This is a genomic window from Nocardia jiangsuensis (assembly GCF_042650385.1).
GTDB lineage: Bacteria > Actinomycetota > Actinomycetes > Mycobacteriales > Mycobacteriaceae > Nocardia > Nocardia jiangsuensis.
This window is the reverse complement of the sequence record NZ_JBHSAX010000003.1, coordinates 55,391-69,170: the sequence shown is the minus strand read 5'-3', so window position 1 is coordinate 69,170 and position 13,780 is coordinate 55,391. Positions and strand designations below refer to the sequence as shown.

Annotated in this window: 18 protein-coding genes; 9 read left to right on the top strand and 9 right to left on the bottom strand. The window is 71.9% G+C overall.

All coding sequences use genetic code 11. The features are described from left to right. Positions 1-188: 188 nt before the first annotated feature. The 4 genes from ACFO0B_RS02135 (at position 189) to ACFO0B_RS02120 (ending at position 1,728) form a co-directional block, all read left to right on the top strand. On the top strand, positions 189-959 hold the full coding sequence (locus tag ACFO0B_RS02135) for a LamB/YcsF family protein (RefSeq protein ID WP_378610556.1): 771 nt from the start codon (positions 189-191) through the stop codon (positions 957-959). Positions 960-1,066: 107 nt separating this feature from the next. Then, positions 1,067-1,252: a hypothetical protein gene (locus tag ACFO0B_RS02130; RefSeq protein ID WP_378610555.1), complete on the top strand. Its 186-nt coding sequence runs from the start codon at positions 1,067-1,069 to the stop codon at positions 1,250-1,252. Then, positions 1,228-1,413, top strand: a complete 186-nt coding sequence (locus ACFO0B_RS02125) for a hypothetical protein (RefSeq protein ID WP_378610554.1) — start codon at positions 1,228-1,230, stop codon at positions 1,411-1,413. Before ACFO0B_RS02130 ends, ACFO0B_RS02125 begins: the two co-directional genes overlap by 25 nt. 39 nt (positions 1,414-1,452) lie before the next feature. Beyond that, on the top strand, positions 1,453-1,728 hold the full coding sequence (locus tag ACFO0B_RS02120) for a GlsB/YeaQ/YmgE family stress response membrane protein (RefSeq protein WP_378610553.1): 276 nt from the start codon (positions 1,453-1,455) through the stop codon (positions 1,726-1,728). A gap of 66 nt (positions 1,729-1,794) precedes the next feature. On the opposite strand, the gene ACFO0B_RS02115 is transcribed toward ACFO0B_RS02120, so the two are convergent. Beyond that, on the bottom strand, positions 1,795-2,385 hold the full coding sequence (locus tag ACFO0B_RS02115; protein ID WP_378610552.1) for an RDD family protein: 591 nt from the start codon (positions 2,383-2,385) through the stop codon (positions 1,795-1,797). A 228-nt stretch (positions 2,386-2,613) separates the two neighbouring features. On the opposite strand from ACFO0B_RS02115, the gene ACFO0B_RS02110 reads away from it, so the two are divergent. Further along, positions 2,614-3,261, top strand: coding sequence for a response regulator (locus ACFO0B_RS02110; protein ID WP_378610551.1), 648 nt, complete (start codon positions 2,614-2,616; stop codon positions 3,259-3,261). A 10-nt stretch (positions 3,262-3,271) separates the two neighbouring features. Here ACFO0B_RS02110 and ACFO0B_RS02105 read toward each other — a convergent pair whose 3' ends face one another. Continuing rightward, on the bottom strand, positions 3,272-3,640 hold the full coding sequence (locus ACFO0B_RS02105; protein WP_378610550.1) for a response regulator: 369 nt from the start codon (positions 3,638-3,640) through the stop codon (positions 3,272-3,274). A gap of 10 nt (positions 3,641-3,650) precedes the next feature. Between ACFO0B_RS02105 and ACFO0B_RS02100 the strand changes: the two genes are divergently transcribed. Together ACFO0B_RS02100 and ACFO0B_RS02095 are read left to right on the top strand one after the other, a co-directional pair. Then, positions 3,651-5,531 (top strand): ATP-binding protein, encoded by a 1,881-nt coding sequence (locus tag ACFO0B_RS02100; protein WP_449289782.1) that lies wholly within the window; start codon positions 3,651-3,653, stop codon positions 5,529-5,531. Positions 5,532-5,694: 163 nt separating this feature from the next. After that, positions 5,695-6,516: an alpha/beta fold hydrolase gene (locus tag ACFO0B_RS02095; RefSeq protein WP_378610549.1), complete on the top strand. Its 822-nt coding sequence runs from the start codon at positions 5,695-5,697 to the stop codon at positions 6,514-6,516. A gap of 99 nt (positions 6,517-6,615) precedes the next feature. Here ACFO0B_RS02095 and ACFO0B_RS02090 read toward each other — a convergent pair whose 3' ends face one another. Further along, complete coding sequence (locus tag ACFO0B_RS02090; RefSeq protein ID WP_378610548.1) at positions 6,616-7,542, bottom strand: alpha/beta fold hydrolase; 927 nt, start codon at positions 7,540-7,542, stop codon at positions 6,616-6,618. A gap of 85 nt (positions 7,543-7,627) precedes the next feature. On the opposite strand from ACFO0B_RS02090, the gene ACFO0B_RS02085 reads away from it, so the two are divergent. After that, positions 7,628-8,452 carry a helix-turn-helix transcriptional regulator gene (locus tag ACFO0B_RS02085; protein WP_378610547.1) on the top strand — a complete coding sequence of 275 codons (825 nt, stop codon included), beginning with the start codon at positions 7,628-7,630 and terminating at the stop codon, positions 8,450-8,452. Here ACFO0B_RS02085 and ACFO0B_RS02080 read toward each other — a convergent pair. The 6 genes from ACFO0B_RS02080 to ACFO0B_RS02055 all read right to left on the bottom strand — a co-directional run bounded on the left by ACFO0B_RS02080 (position 8,433) and on the right by ACFO0B_RS02055 (position 13,079). Then, positions 8,433-9,419, bottom strand: coding sequence for an NAD(P)H-quinone oxidoreductase (locus ACFO0B_RS02080; protein ID WP_378610546.1), 987 nt, complete (start codon positions 9,417-9,419; stop codon positions 8,433-8,435). The genes ACFO0B_RS02085 and ACFO0B_RS02080 overlap by 20 nt on opposite strands. Before the next feature lie 54 nt (positions 9,420-9,473). Next, entirely contained in the window at positions 9,474-10,034 is a 561-nt protein-coding gene (locus tag ACFO0B_RS02075; protein WP_378610545.1) for a hypothetical protein, read from the bottom strand. 230 nt (positions 10,035-10,264) lie between these two features. Continuing rightward, a complete protein-coding gene (locus ACFO0B_RS02070; RefSeq protein ID WP_378610544.1) occupies positions 10,265-10,495 on the bottom strand; it encodes a hypothetical protein in 231 nt (76 codons plus the stop codon). A 202-nt stretch (positions 10,496-10,697) separates the two neighbouring features. Further along, positions 10,698-11,960 (bottom strand): alpha/beta hydrolase, encoded by a 1,263-nt coding sequence (locus ACFO0B_RS02065; RefSeq protein WP_378610543.1) that lies wholly within the window; start codon positions 11,958-11,960, stop codon positions 10,698-10,700. A gap of 50 nt (positions 11,961-12,010) precedes the next feature. Then, entirely contained in the window at positions 12,011-12,418 is a 408-nt protein-coding gene (locus tag ACFO0B_RS02060; protein WP_378610542.1) for a VOC family protein, read from the bottom strand. A 151-nt stretch (positions 12,419-12,569) separates the two neighbouring features. Then, the gene (locus tag ACFO0B_RS02055; RefSeq protein ID WP_378610541.1) at positions 12,570-13,079 is read right to left on the bottom strand and encodes a GNAT family N-acetyltransferase; all 510 of its coding nucleotides are present in this window, start codon (positions 13,077-13,079) and stop codon (positions 12,570-12,572) included. 41 nt (positions 13,080-13,120) lie between these two features. Here ACFO0B_RS02055 and ACFO0B_RS02050 point away from each other — a divergent pair, with 41 nt between their 5' ends. Next, complete coding sequence (locus ACFO0B_RS02050; RefSeq protein ID WP_378610540.1) at positions 13,121-13,723, top strand: class I SAM-dependent methyltransferase; 603 nt, start codon at positions 13,121-13,123, stop codon at positions 13,721-13,723. Positions 13,724-13,780 lie beyond the last annotated feature (57 nt).

Here is a 13,780-nt window from a genome sequence, read left to right as displayed (position 1 = left end):
GTGCCATTCGTGCGGGTTGCGCTCGATGAGCCCGCGCTCCCGCTGCTCGGTCAGGATCGTGGTCATGGTGGGCACGGTGACGCCGACCGGCTCGAGCGCGGCGTTCACGGGCTGCTCGGCGCGCCTGATGGCCGCACGGACTGCGTACGATACGAGCGCCGACCCGCGACCGCACCGGAGGGCTACGCATGCGAGTGCACCTGGACACCGATATCGGCGAGGGCTTCGGCGTGTGGGGCAACCACGACGAGTCCGCGCTCATGGCCCAGGTCTCGGCGGCCAATATCGCCTGCGGCTTCCACGCCGGCGACCCCGACATCCTGCGCCGCACCACCGCGCTCGCCGCCGAGCTGGGCGTCTCCATCGGCGCGCAGGTCTCCTACCGGGACCTGGCCGGTTTCGGGCGCCGCTTCATCGACGTCGCCCGCCCGACGCTGGTCAACGAGATCGTCTATCAGATCGGGGCGCTCCAGGCCTTCGCCCGGATCGCGGGCACCGAGGTGACCTATGTGAAGGCGCACGGTGCGTTGTACAACGTGGCCGCCGAGCACGTCGAGCAGGCGGCGGCCATCGCGGAGGCGGTGGAGCTGGTCGATCCCGGGCTGGCGCTGCTGTGCCAGTACGACACCGAGGTGTGGAATCGGGCCCGCGAACGCGGGATCGCCACCATCGCGGAGGTCTTCGTCGACCGCGGCTACACCACCGAGGGGCGGCTGGTGTCGCGGGCGCACCCGGCGGCGCTGGTCACCGAGGTCGAGGAGGCCGCCCGGCGGGCGCTGACCATGGTGACCGAGCGCCGGGTGCGCGCGGTCGACGGCGGGATGGTGGCCGTCGCACCGGACGATGCCACCGCGCTGGCGCTCTGCGTGCACAGCGACACCCCCGGCGCGCTGGAAATGGCGACGGCCACCGCAGAGGTGCTGCGCGCGAACGGTTTCGCTCCGGCGCCGATCGGCTGACGGCCCCTCCGCCGGGCATGTTCCGGAGAACTCCCGCACCGGTGCGGAGATTTCCGGAACACCCCGGTCAGCCGCCGCTCGGCACCGGCCCCGAGCATCACGATCCCGTGCCGCTCGGCCAGCGCGAGCACCTGCTCCATGCTCGGCGCCCCCGCCCGTCCAACACCGCGGTACTGCTCCGCGACGCCTTCACCGCGCTCGACGAACTCGCGTTCGCCCGCCTGGCCGCGACCGGGTACGGGCGGCGCACAGCGCCGTCTTCCAGCACGTGGACGACACCGGCACCACCGTGAGCGGCTCGGCCGACCGAGCCGGGACGACCAAGCAGGCCATGGCCGAGCTGCTCGGCGCCGACCGGCGCGACCCGCGGGCACCCTGCGGTGAATTCGCCGGAACCGGAGTGATTGAGCCGGAGAAGCCGGGGTATGCCGCGGACTGGATGGGGCGCGTATGAGGGCGCGCACCAACAGTTTCGGAAAGAACGGAGAGTGCCATGCTCGGTCTCGGAATCCTCGGCTGGATCATCATCGGTGGCCTGGCGGGCTGGATCGCCAGCAAGATCGCGAAGACCGATGCCCAGCAGGGCATCCTGCTCAACATCGTCGTCGGCGTGATCGGCGGCCTGCTGGGCGGTTTCCTCCTGAAGCTGCTCGGCGTCGACGTCGAGGGCGGGGGGCTGTGGTTCAGCTTCTTCACCTGCCTCGGTGGCGCGGTCATCCTGCTGTTCCTGGTCAACCTGGTCACCGGGCGCCGCAACGCGGTGCGGTAACCCGCGCTCTCCCGAATCGGCCCGGAGCCTCGGCTCCGGGCCGATTCGCGTGCGTACCGCGGCACTTCAGGAACGTTTGCCCAGATCCACCTTGCCGGGAAGCGCCATCGGCAGATCCTTCCTCAGCTCGATCTTTCGCCGCGGCGCTCGCACCACGCGGCTCCGCGCAGCCAGGTCGTGCACGGCTCGGCGCCGGCCGGGGAGCGTCGCGAGCACCAGGCTGACGAGCGAGACGAAGACCCCGGCCAGGGCGATTCCGTCGAGGAGCTCCGACTCGGGGTAGGAGCCGGCCAGCGACATGAAGACGAAGGGGAGGAAGATGATCAGCATGCGGATGGTCGCCGGTCCCGGGGCCAGGCGCGGCCGCGCCCACTCCCCCGCGGGCACGACCCGCAATCCCAGCAGCCCCTTGCCCAGTGTCTGGCCGTCACGACGCATCAGCAGGAACACTTCGAGCCCCACGTAGGCGATGAAGTAGCACAGCCAGATGCCGAGGGTGAGCACGGCATCCTCGGCGGATTCGCCGGCCAGGGCCGCTACCGGAAGGACCAGCAGCCCCACCGGTATCGCCACCGCGAAGGTGAGGACCAGGCAGAAGGCGAGATCGAGGATCCTGGCGGCGAGGCGCAGGAAGAACGGGGCGGGTTCGTAGGTCATCGCGCCTTTCCAGGTCGTACGGAACCGTTCGATCCGTGCACGGCGCGACAACCCCCGCGCCGTCCCGCCGCTCGGACAGCAGGCAGCCATCGAGTATGCCGACCGATCGGTGCCGAACGCGCGGCAGCGGCGGTTCGCGATGCCCGATACAGTGCAATGCCACGCGCCCGGCCGGGCGAACAGACCAGAGGAGCCGAGCATGCGCCCGCGACCGGAGGCCCGACCCTGATGCGTGTAGCACTCGCCGACGACGACATCCTTCTCCGCGAGGGCCTGGCCAGCCTGCTCACGAACGCGGACGTCGAGGTGATCGGCCAGGCGGGCGACGCCGAGCAGCTCCTCACCATCGTCGCGAACGAACGCCCCGACCTCGCCCTGGTCGACATCCGCATGCCCCCGACCCACACCGCCGAGGGCCTCGACGCCGCCCTGCGCATCCGCAGGGAATTCCCCGAGACCGCGATCCTCGTCCTCTCGGCACACGTCGACGTCGACCAGGCCCTGGAGCTGCTGGACGGCGGGAAGGGCATCGGCTACCTGCTGAAGAGCCGGGTCACCGATGTGAGCGACTTCGTCGAGACCGTGCACCGGATCGCCAACGGCGCCTCGGTGATCGACCCGGCCCTGGTGCAGGAGCTCGTCGCCGCCCGGCGCAGGGACGACCCGCTCGAGGCGCTCAGCGCGCGCGAGCGCGAGGTGCTGACCCTGATGGCCGAGGGGCTGTCGAACTCCGGCATCGGCAGGCGGCTGTGGATCAGCGAGGGCACGGTGGAGAAGCACGTGCGCAGCATCCTGACCAAGCTCGACCTCACCGAGACGCCCGACGATCACCGCCGGGTGCGGGCGGTCATCATCTTCCTCGACGCGACCACCTGACCCGCGGCGTTCAGCCGACGATGCGGCGGATCAGCTCGGTGGAGAAGGCGAACTTGGGCACGAACCCCACCGCCGGGCTCGCCTCGATCAGGTCGGCGAACTCGAGCTCGTCGTGGGTGGACATGAGCACGAGCGCGAGCGGGGAGACCGGCTCGGCGCGCAGCGCCTCGACCACGTCGAACCCGCTCTCCGCGCCCAGGTCGATATCGACCAGCGCGAGGTCGGGGCGCGCCGACCGCACCAGCGCCACCGCATCGCGCAGACTCGACGCCGTGCCGACCACCGCGATCCCGCCGTCCTCCAGCACGCTGCGTGCCTTGGCGCAAAACGTGGGATTGTCGTCCACTATCAGGCAGCGCGCGGGGTAGGGGTCATTCACACTGTCGAGGGTGGCAGAGAGCGCAGGCCGGGTCATGCCCGCTAGCCGGAATATCGACCGCGGGTCGCCGTGGGAGCGGGCGGCCGCGGTCGTGCTGCGGCCGACGGCGCCGCCGCTGCGCTGGGGCGTGCTGACGGCGATGGTGCTGATCGCGGCCGAGTTCGGGATCGTGCACCTGCTCAAGCAGGTCTTTCCGGAGAACGCGTTCGGCGCCGTCTTCCTGTTCGGGGTGCTCGTGGTCTCGGCGGGCTGGGATTTCCGGCTGGCGGTGGCGACCTCGGTGGCCAGCGCGGGCGCCTACACCTGGTTCCACGCCGTGGAGAGCAGCGAGGGCCGCACCTTCGTGCCAGCGGTCGTCGTCTTCCTCGTGCTCGCGCTGCTGACCAACCTGCTGGTCGGGCAGTCGCGCTCACGCGCGCTCGACTCCGATCAGCGCAGGCGCGAGGCCGACCTCTCCGCCGCGCTGGCACGCACGGTCCTGCGCGCCGCCGACCGTCCGGCCGCGCTCGCGGCGGCGAGCACGCGCCTGTCCGAGATGCTCGAACTGCCCGGGATCACCCTCGCCGAGCCCGCTGCGCCGGTGGGCCCTGGTCGGCGCGGCATCCCGCTGTTCGACGACGACCGCCCGGAAGCGGCGCTGGTCTTCCCCGCCGATCTCCCCGACGCCGACCGCCGCCGTGTCGAGCGCATGGTCCCCAACCTGGAGGCACTCCTCGCGGCCGCGCACGACCGCCAGGAGCTCTACGCCCGCACCGACGCGCTCGGGCGGCAGCAGGCAGCGCTGCGCCGGGTGGCCACCCTGGTCGCGGCCCGCGCCGACCCGGGCGCGGTCTTCCTCGCGGTCACCGCCGAACTCGCCGACGAACTCGGGGTCGAGCACGTCACGCTGCTGCGCTTCCACCCGGACGGCACCGGCGAGGTGCTCGCCGCGCGCGACGACACCGCGGTGGGGGCGGCCGCCAACGGCCTGACGGTCGGCGAGCGGCTGCCACTCGGCGGAACCAATGTCTCCACCCTGGTCGCCGAGACCGGCGCGCCCGCGCTCCTCGACTACGCGGGCGCCACCGGCCCCATCGCCGACCGGCTGCGCGCACGCGGGATCCGGAGCGGCATCGGCGTCCCGATCACGGTCGAGGACCGGCCGTGGGGCTCGATCGTCGTCGGCGTCACCGAGCGCGCCGCACCCGAGGGGCTGTCGCTGCGCCTCGCCGACTTCGCCGACCTGGTGGCGACCGCCGTCTACAACAGCGAGGCCAGGGCCGCGCTGACCCGCTCGCGCGCCCGGGTCATCGCCGCCGCCGACCAGGCCAGGCGCACCATCGAGCGCGATCTGCACGACGGGGCGCAGCAGCGCGTCGTGGTGCTCGGCCTGGATCTGCGCGCGGCGCAGGCCACGATCCCCGACGACCAGCCCGCGCTGCGCGACCGGCTCGACGCCCTGGTGGACGCGGTCACCCACCTGCACACCGACCTGCAGGAGCTCTCCCGCGGCATCCACCCCGCGATCCTGTCCCGCGGCGGGCTCGGGCCCGCGCTCAAGACCCTCGCCCGGCGCTCCCGGGTGCCGGTGTCGCTGCGGGTCGAGGTGCCCGGCCGGTTGCCGGAGCCGGTCGAGGTGACCGCCTACTACGTCGTCGCCGAGGCGCTGACCAACACCACCAAGTACGCGCAGGCGTCGGAGGTGTCGATCTCCGCGCACCTCGACGGCGACGACCTGCTGCTCGCGGTGGCCGACGACGGCATCGGCGACGCCCGCGCCGAGAAGGGCTCGGGCCTGGTCGGCCTGCGCGACCGGGTCGAGGCCGTCGAGGGCGAGTTCACCCTGGTGAGCCCGGCGGGGCGAGGCACAACGGTCCGGGCCCGCATCCCCATCGCGACGCAGATCCGCTGACCGGCACCGCACCGTCGGAGCGCCACCCGGGAAGGGCAATACCGGCTAGCCGGAAACTCGGGCACCGGGCAGCCCCCGGCCGGAATGGGCGTCAGCAGCGACGACACGACAACCGTCACGGACGAGTCTTGAGCAGGACAGAGACCCCGCTCAGGAGGACACCATGCCGTACATCACCACCGCCGATGGCACCGAGATCTACTACACCGAGCAGGGCACCGGCCAGCCGGTGCTGCTCAGCCACGGCTGGCCGCTCTCCTCCGACGCCTGGCAGCTCGAGCTCAAGCTGCTCGCCGACGCCGGCTACCGGGCCATCGCGCACGACCGCCGCGGCCACGGCCGCTCCGGCAAGACCGGCACCGGCAACGACATGGACACCTACGCCGCCGACCTCGCCGCCCTGGTCGACACGCTCGACCTGCGCGACCTGGTGCTGATCGGGCACTCGACCGGCGGCGGCGAGGTCGTGCGGTATGCGGCCCAGCACGGCAACGGCCGGGTCGCGAAGCTCATCACCGCGGGTGCGGTCCCGCCGCTCATGGTGCAGACCCCGGAGAACCCGGAGGGCACCCCGATCGAGGTCTTCGACGGCATCCGCGCGGGCGTGCTGAACGACCGCTCGCAGTTCTACCGGGACCTGGCCGAGTCCTTCTACGGCGCCAACCGCGAGGGCGCGCAGGTCTCGCAAGGCGCCAAGGACGACTTCTGGCGCCAGGGCATGCTGGTCAACCTTTCCGCCGCCTACGACTGCGTCAAGGCGTTCTCCGAGACCGACCAGACCGCCGACCTGCAGGCCATCGACGTGCCGATGCTGATCGCGCACGGCGGCGACGACCAGATCGTGCCGATCGCCGCCGCCGCGGAGAAGTCGGTGAAGCTGGTCCGCAACGCCACGCTGAAGGTCTACCCGGGCGCGCCGCACGGCATCTACGGCGAGTACCAGAAGGCGCTCGACGCCGACATCCTCGCCTTCATCGCCGAGTAGCGCCCGGTCCGGACCGCAGGAGCGGCAGGGTCCCCGCCGCCGACCACGAGACTCCCCGGCGGCCCCCGGCGACTTCGCCGGGGGCCGCTGGTGCCCGCGCTATCCCTGCTGTTCCAGCCATTTCAGGATCGCCCGATTCGTCTCCTCCGGCTTCTCCTGCTGGATCCAATGACCGCAATCCAGCTCGACCACCTCCACATCGGGCACGAACTCCGTCAGGTTCGCGCCGCGCGGAACCACGTCCCGGTCGGCGTAGATCATGAGGGCAGGCTGCCGGACGATCGGGTCGACGTCCGCGAGCAGGTGCCAGTTGCGGTCGGCGTTCCGGTACCAGTTCACGCCGCCGGTGAAGCCGGATGATTCGAAGGCGGCGATGAAGACGGCGAGTTCGTCGTCGCTCATGAGGGGCTCGCCGACGGGCTTCTCCGCCTTCGCGAGATCGATCGGCGCCATTCCCGGCTGCGGCCCGGGAGGCTGGTTCTTGCGGAACATGTTGCGGAGGAAGCGCGCGGTGTTCGCGTCGAATACGGCGTCGGCCACGCCCGGGTGCCGGTTGAAGTGGACGTAGTAGAAATCGCTGCCGAGAATGTCGGCGATGAACTCGACCCAGGGCTTCTCCCCGCGCTCGGGGTAGGGCACGCTCAGCGCGATCACCGTGCGCACCCGCTCCGGGTGCAGCAGGGCCAGGCCCCAGACGACGGTCGCACCCCAGTCCTGACCGGCGAAGACGGCGTCCTCATAGCCGTAGTGATCGAGAAGGCCGACGAGATCGCCCGACAGGTGCTCGATGTCGTACGCCGTCACCTCGACCGGCCGCGACGAATTCCCATACCCCCGCTGGTTCGGGACGATGACGTGATAGCCCGCTTCGGCGAGAGCCGATATCTGATGGCGCCAGGCGAAGGCGTGTTCCGGCCAGCCGTGACACAGCACGATGGGATTCCCGGCATTCTCCCGTCCCGCCTCGAACACTTCGAGCTGAATGCCATTGACCGGGACCAGCGTGGGCTCGGGAAAATCGACCATGTCGTACTCCTTCTCTCGGATGCGGCCGCCACCGTAGAACGCATTCCGGACATGTCCGGTCCTGAAGGCGCGGCACAGTGAGCGAATGCCGACAGACCCCACCGGCCGAGCACTACACCTGCTCTCGCTCCTGCAGACCCACAGGTTCTGGCGCGCCGCCGAACTCGCCGAACGCCTCGAGATCACCGAGCGAACAGTGCGCCGCGACATCGACCGGCTGCGCGGGCTCGGCTATCCGGTCGACGCCACGACGGGTCGATACGGCGGCTACCGCTTGGCGGCAGGAACCCACATGCCACCCCTGATCCTCGATGACGACGAGGCGGTCGCGGTGGCGATCGGGCTGCGCTACGCGGCGGAGGCCGATATCGGCGGAATCGAAGAGACGTCGCTGCGCGCCTCGATCAAAATCGAGCAGCTGCTGCCGCATCGGCTCCGACGCCGGGTATCCGCACTGCAGTCGAGCGTCTCCTCGCTGCGGCGGATCACCGACGAGGACCTCGTCGACCCCGGAGCGCTCGCCGTACTGGCCGCGGCGTGCCGGGATCGCGAGGAGGTGCGCTTCGGCTACCGACGCCGCGACGGCGAGGAGAGCCCGCGGCTCGTCCAGCCGCACCAGCTCGTCACCGCGGGACGTCGCTGGTACCTTGTGGCCTGGGACCGTGACCGCGACGACTGGCGCACCTTCCGGCTCGACCGGATCGGCGAGCCACGCCCGGCGGGCTCCCGTTTCACCCCCCGCCCGATCCCGGGCGGCGATGCGGTGAGCTTCCTCGCCGGTTCACTCGCCGCGCTCCCCCGGCACTCGGGGGCGGCCGAGGCCGAGGCCGCGGTCGCCGTCATCGAACCGGCCGAGCTCGCCGACACCGGCGCGCGGGTCGCCACCCGGCTCAGACCGCCCCCGAGGTGAGGATGATCTTTCCGACGGTGCGCCCGCTCTCCAGCAGTTCATGCGCGCGGCCGGCCTGCGCCAGCGGGAACACCGAGTCGATCACCGGCCGGATCCTGCCCGCCTCGATCAGCGGGAGCACGTCCCGGATGACGCCCGCGACGATCTCGGCCTTCTGCGCCTTCGGCCGCCCGCGCAGCATCGTCGCCGACACGCTCGCCCGCCGGACCATGAGCTCCCCCAGGTCGAGCGGGGTGCGGGTCGCCGAGCCGCCGATGATGACCAGGTGCCCGTCCGGGGCGAGGCAGCGCAGGTTGCGCTGCAGGTAGTCGGCGCCGACCACGTCGAGGACGGCGTCGACCCCGCGGCCGTTGGTGGCGTCGAGGGTGGCGGTGACGAAATCGCCGGTGCGGTAGTCGATCGCCGTGTGCGCCCCGAGCGCGTACGCGGCGTCGACCTTCGCCCGGCTGCCCGCGGTCGTGATCACCGTCGCGCCGATCGCGGCCGCCCACTGGATCGCGAACGACCCGATCCCGCCGCCCGCACCGTGCACGAGCACCGACTGCCCCCGCCGCAGCCCGGCGAGCATGGCGAGGTTGGCGTACACCGTGCAGGCGACCTCAGGGAACGATGCCGCCTCGATCATGGTGAGTCCCCGCGGAACGGGCAGCACCTGCCCCGCGGGAACGACGACCTCCTCGGCGTAACCGCCACCGGCGAGCAGCGCGCACACCCGGTCACCGACCTGCCTGTCCCGCACCTCGCGCCCCACCGCGGTGATCGTGCCCGCGCACTCGAGTCCGAGCCCGGGCGGTGCGTCCGCGGGTACCGGGTAGTGCCCCCGGCGCTCGAGCAGGTCGGCATTGTTGACGCCCGCGGCTTCGACGGCGATGAGCACGTCGCCCGGCCCCGGTGCCCGGTGCTCGACCGGCACCAGGCGCAGCACGCTCGGGGGTCCGGGGCGGGTGAATCGGATGGCTGCGGTCATGGTGGTCGGTGCTCCGGGGGTTGTGGCGGGCGTTCGGCGGGAGTTCGGCGCTTGTCAGGCCGCGACCGCGGCCGCGTGGGCGATCGCGTACTCGGCGATGCTGCGCGCGTAGTGGGGCGTCTCCAGCTCGCAGTGCTCGCCCGAGGACTGCTGCCTGGCGGCGGCCGCCTCCTCGAACGTCTGGCCGGTGCCGGTGATGAACTCGAGGAAGTGCTCGGTCGGGTGCGAGGTGACGGTGTTGATGTAGCGCAGCCGGTCACCCTCGAGCTGCTCGATGCCGAGCTCCCAGATGACCTGCGTCGTGGTCCAGCCCGCGGGGGTCAGCACGTCGGAGAGCGAGACCATCCGGCAGTAGTGCGCGCTCGCCTCCTCGAAGCGGTACTGCTGGATGACCAGCCCGGTGCCGATCATCTCGACATTGATCGACATCGGCGTGCCGTCGTCGTCGACGGTGTAGCCGGCCGCCTTGTGATCGCCGGGGGCGCAGCGCTGGTACTCGTGGGTGGGCAGCGTCTTCAGCCAGGTCGCGATGTCGACGTGGTCGAACGGTGCGGTCACGTCGGCGGTGACCACCTTGTGCGAGAGGATCAGATCGGAGCGGACGGTCGCGGTCATGGTGTTCTTCCTTCGGTGTGCGGTGAATCGAACGTGTGAGAAGAATTCTCGATCGGCGGTTCCCGCATGTCATTGCAGGTTTCGGTACATTCGGGTACCTGCTGGCCGGTACCCGGGACCTACAGTCCCTCCATGGGGAGGGTTCGGCAGGTCGCCGATATCGCGGTACCGGTTGTGCTCACCTCGGCCACGACGATGGTGCTCGGCGCGACCGACACCGCCCTGCTCGGTCACCACGGCACCGCGGCGATCCGGGCGCTGGCGCGGGCCGGGCTGCGCGCCACCGCGGTGATCGGCGCGCTGGTCGCGCTGGGCGCGGGAGTCGCGGCACCACTGCTGGTGCGGGCCACCGCGCCGGACGGGCTGGATCGCGGGGAGGCCACGCTCGTGCTGTGGTTCCTGCTGTGCGGCTTGCCGTTCACCGCGGTCACCGCGCACCAGCGCGGGGTGCTCGGCGGCACCGGCGACACCCGCACCGGGGCGCGCAACGCCGTGGCGGTGGCGGCCCTGAACCTCGTGCTGGCCGCCGTCCTGATCTTCCCCGCCGGGCTCGGGCCGGTCGGGGATCGTCGCGGGGTGGATCGCGCACCGGCGCCACCGTGTTCCGGTGGCGAATGCGGTTCCGCACCCTCCCGGTGGCGGAGCCGGCGCGATGAGGCGGCGTCAGGACGATCCCACCACCCCCGACCGCTCGGCGAGCCAGGGCAGCACCTGTTCCAGCACCCCCGACCACACCGTCCAATCGTGCCCGCCCGGCACCTCGAGGAACCGGACCCGCACGCCGGCGGCACGCAGCGCCGCGCTGATCTTCTTCGCCTCCGGCACGGTGTCGTCGGCGGCGGTGCCGACGGAGACCACCCCGGCGGTGTCCGGGTAACTCCTGGCACGCAGCAGCGCGAGCGGGTCGGCGCGGGCGAAGGCGGCGGTGTCGCCGTCGAACCCCTCGCCCAGGGTGCGCTCGGGATCACCGAGGCTGGGCTGGGACTCCGCGGACATGCCGAGGAAGGTCGGGTACACCTCGGGCCGGGCCAGCGCCGGCTGGATCGCGCAGGTACCGCCGTAGGAGGAGCCGGCGATCGCCCAGCCGCGGGCCTCCTCGGCCACGGTGAGGTGGGTGTGGATCCAGGCGGGGACGTCGACCGAGAGGTAGGTGGCGGCGCGGGCGCGGCCGGTGTCGGCGCAGAGCGGGTTCTTCCAGGTCCCGCCGGTGCCGTCGGCGACGACGACCACGGGGGCGAGGCCGTGGTGCCGGGCGGCGAAGCCGTCCATGGTGGTAACCAGGTTGCCCGAGGTGAGCCAATCGTCCGGGGAGCCGGGCTGGCCGGAGAGCAGCACCAGGACCGGTAGCCGCGGGCGCGGCACCGCGAAGTAGGCGGGCGGCAGGTAGATCTCGGCGGGCCTGGCCTGGAAGCCGGATTCGGTTCCGGGGATGCGGGTGCGGGTGATCCGCCCGGTGGCGGGGAGTCCGGGCGGCGGCTGCCAGGTCTGTTCGAGCGGGCCGGGATCGAGCTGCGCGGCAGGCGCGGGGCGCACGTCGCGGAAGGCGATCTCGTTCGGTGCGTGCGGCTCGAACACCGAGCGCAGCGTCGGGTAGGCGGCGAAATCGGCGTTGATCCGGTTCGCGCAGGCGGCGATCACCAGCAGCGCGACCAGGGCGCCGAGTGCGCGCCGCCCGGCCAGGGCGAGCAGCGCGGCGAGTACCGCGACCCCGATCGAGCAGTAGGTGCGCGGCTCGAGCCGATCCGGGAACAGCAGCCACACGTCGGTGGCCAGCCAGGCCGCGGTCGCGGTGACCGCGGCGGCCGCGACCAGGCAGGCGGTGATCGGCCGCGGCCGGGTGTGCACCAGCAGCCAGACGAGCCCGGTGAGTGCCGACACCGGCAGCAGTGTCGGCACCACACCGTCGAGCAGGGCGATGTCGGGCATCGCCGGGTCAGCGGAGGCCGGGGCGGCTCGTCACCTGCCGAACATCACCGTCAGCTCAGCGCCGGGTAGCCGTCGTAGCGGGCGGTGAGCGCCTCGAGGTGGTGCCCGGACGGGTCGTCGAAGTAGACGCCGCGCCCGCCGTGGTTGGTGTTGATCTCCCCCGGCCTGCTCATCCGCGGGTCGGCCCAGTAGGTGACGCCGCGCTCGTGCAGCTGCGCCATGACCCGGTCGAAGGTCTCGTCGTTCACGTGGAAGGCGTAGTGCTGGCCGGGGAAGTCGATGGGCGGCTCGGCGAAGTCGAAGACCCGGCCGTCGGTGAGCTGCACCTCGACGAAGAATCCGGACTCCCGCGGCGCGGGCAGCCCGAAGACCTCGGTGAAGAACCGCGCCGACTCGTGCTTGTCCTTCGCGGCGACGATGGTGTGGTCGAAGCGCACCTCGACCTGGGATAGTGACATGAAAGCTCCTTGCTCCGTGGATGATTCGATACGCACATCGACGGAACAGGTGGGCCGCGGGCCCGCCCCGAGGTCAGGGGGCGGCCGGGAACCCGTCTCGCTCACGGCACGAAGCCGACCCGGCAGTCACGGGGTCGACCCTAACAGAGCGTCAGTGCAGCCGGAAGCCGGCGGGCCAGCTGTACTCGAACTCGGGGAGGTCGAAGCCCTGCTCGAAATGGGCTGTGCGCGTGTCGGTCCGGATACCGCCGTGGCGTTCGTAGAAGGCGATGGCAGGGGTGTTGGCCTGGAGCACCTCGAGGTAGACACCGCGGTCGGGGTGGGCGGCCGCCGCCCAGTCGAAGACGGTGCCGAGCAGCCGTGTCCCGATGCCTGCCCGGGTGCGGCCGGGCGCAGCGTGCAGGTTGTCGAGCAGTACCCGGCCGTCGGGGGTCGCGGTCGCATAGCCGAAGCCGAGCAGCTCGCCGCCGTCCTCGGCCATGAACAGGCCGGGCGGGACGGCGGCGGCGCAGCGTTCGCGCCAGACCGCGAGCCGGTCCGCGGGCAGGTCACCGTCCAGGAACTCGTCCGGCATCATCCCGGCGTACGCCGTGCGCCAGCTCGCGGCGTGCAGCGCGGCGATCGCCGCCACGTCGCCGGCGCGGGCTCCCCTGATCAACACCCGGCAAGTATGCCGTGGCCCGGTGCGGACACACTGGGAGCATGGACCCGCGAATCCCGAGCAAGTGGGAAGAGATCACCGCCGCCGACCCGACCCACTCCCCGCGCTACATCGAACGCTTCCGCAGGCTCGCGGCGCGGGGTGCGGACATCGTCGGCGAGGCGCGGCTGGTCGACGCCATGCTGCCGCGCGGGTCGCGGGTGCTCGACGCGGGCTGCGGGCCGGGGCGGGTCGGCGGGTATCTGCACACCGCCGGGCACACGGTCGTCGGCGTCGATGTGGATCCGGTGCTGATCGCGGCCGCGACCGCCGATCACCCCGGCCCGACCTGGCTGGTCGGCGACCTCGCCGAGCTCGACCTGCCCGGCGAGTTCGACATCGTCGTGTGCGCGGGCAACGTGCTCACCTTCGTCGCACCACCGACCAGGACCGCGGTCCTCGCCCGTTTCGCCGGGCACCTGGCCCCCGGCGGGCGCGCGGTGATCGGGTTCGGCGCGGGCCGCGACTACTTGTTCGACGACTTCCTCGCCGACGCCGCCGCGAGCGGCCTCTCCCCCGACCTCCTGCTCTCGACCTGGGATCTGCGCCCCTTCGGCCCGGACTCCGACTTCCTGGTCGCCGTTCTGTCTCGCGCGAACACCTGACCGTCCGCCCGTCGGGCGTGCCGCTCGGCCGTGCTGCTGCCGATTGCTTACGGGCAC

What these genes read in the sequence shown, in the direction of transcription:
- ACFO0B_RS02075 (WP_378610545.1), bottom strand. Translation starts at nt 10,034, where the DNA reads ATGACCGCGACCGTCCGCTCCGATCTGATCCTCTCGCACAAGGTGGTC.
- ACFO0B_RS02085 (WP_378610547.1), top strand. Translation starts at nt 7,628, where the DNA reads ATGCCGACAGACCCCACCGGCCGAGCACTACACCTGCTCTCGCTCCTG.
- ACFO0B_RS02065 (WP_378610543.1), bottom strand. Translation starts at nt 11,960, where the DNA reads ATGCCCGACATCGCCCTGCTCGACGGTGTGGTGCCGACACTGCTGCCG.
- ACFO0B_RS02135 (WP_378610556.1), top strand. Translation starts at nt 189, where the DNA reads ATGCGAGTGCACCTGGACACCGATATCGGCGAGGGCTTCGGCGTGTGG.
- ACFO0B_RS02095 (WP_378610549.1), top strand. Translation starts at nt 5,695, where the DNA reads ATGCCGTACATCACCACCGCCGATGGCACCGAGATCTACTACACCGAG.
- ACFO0B_RS02110 (WP_378610551.1), top strand. Translation starts at nt 2,614, where the DNA reads ATGCGTGTAGCACTCGCCGACGACGACATCCTTCTCCGCGAGGGCCTG.
- ACFO0B_RS02060 (WP_378610542.1), bottom strand. Translation starts at nt 12,418, where the DNA reads ATGTCACTATCCCAGGTCGAGGTGCGCTTCGACCACACCATCGTCGCC.
- ACFO0B_RS02115 (WP_378610552.1), bottom strand. Translation starts at nt 2,385, where the DNA reads ATGACCTACGAACCCGCCCCGTTCTTCCTGCGCCTCGCCGCCAGGATC.
- ACFO0B_RS02120 (WP_378610553.1), top strand. Translation starts at nt 1,453, where the DNA reads ATGCTCGGTCTCGGAATCCTCGGCTGGATCATCATCGGTGGCCTGGCG.
- ACFO0B_RS02050 (WP_378610540.1), top strand. Translation starts at nt 13,121, where the DNA reads ATGGACCCGCGAATCCCGAGCAAGTGGGAAGAGATCACCGCCGCCGAC.
- ACFO0B_RS02090 (WP_378610548.1), bottom strand. Translation starts at nt 7,542, where the DNA reads ATGGTCGATTTTCCCGAGCCCACGCTGGTCCCGGTCAATGGCATTCAG.
- ACFO0B_RS02080 (WP_378610546.1), bottom strand. Translation starts at nt 9,419, where the DNA reads ATGACCGCAGCCATCCGATTCACCCGCCCCGGACCCCCGAGCGTGCTG.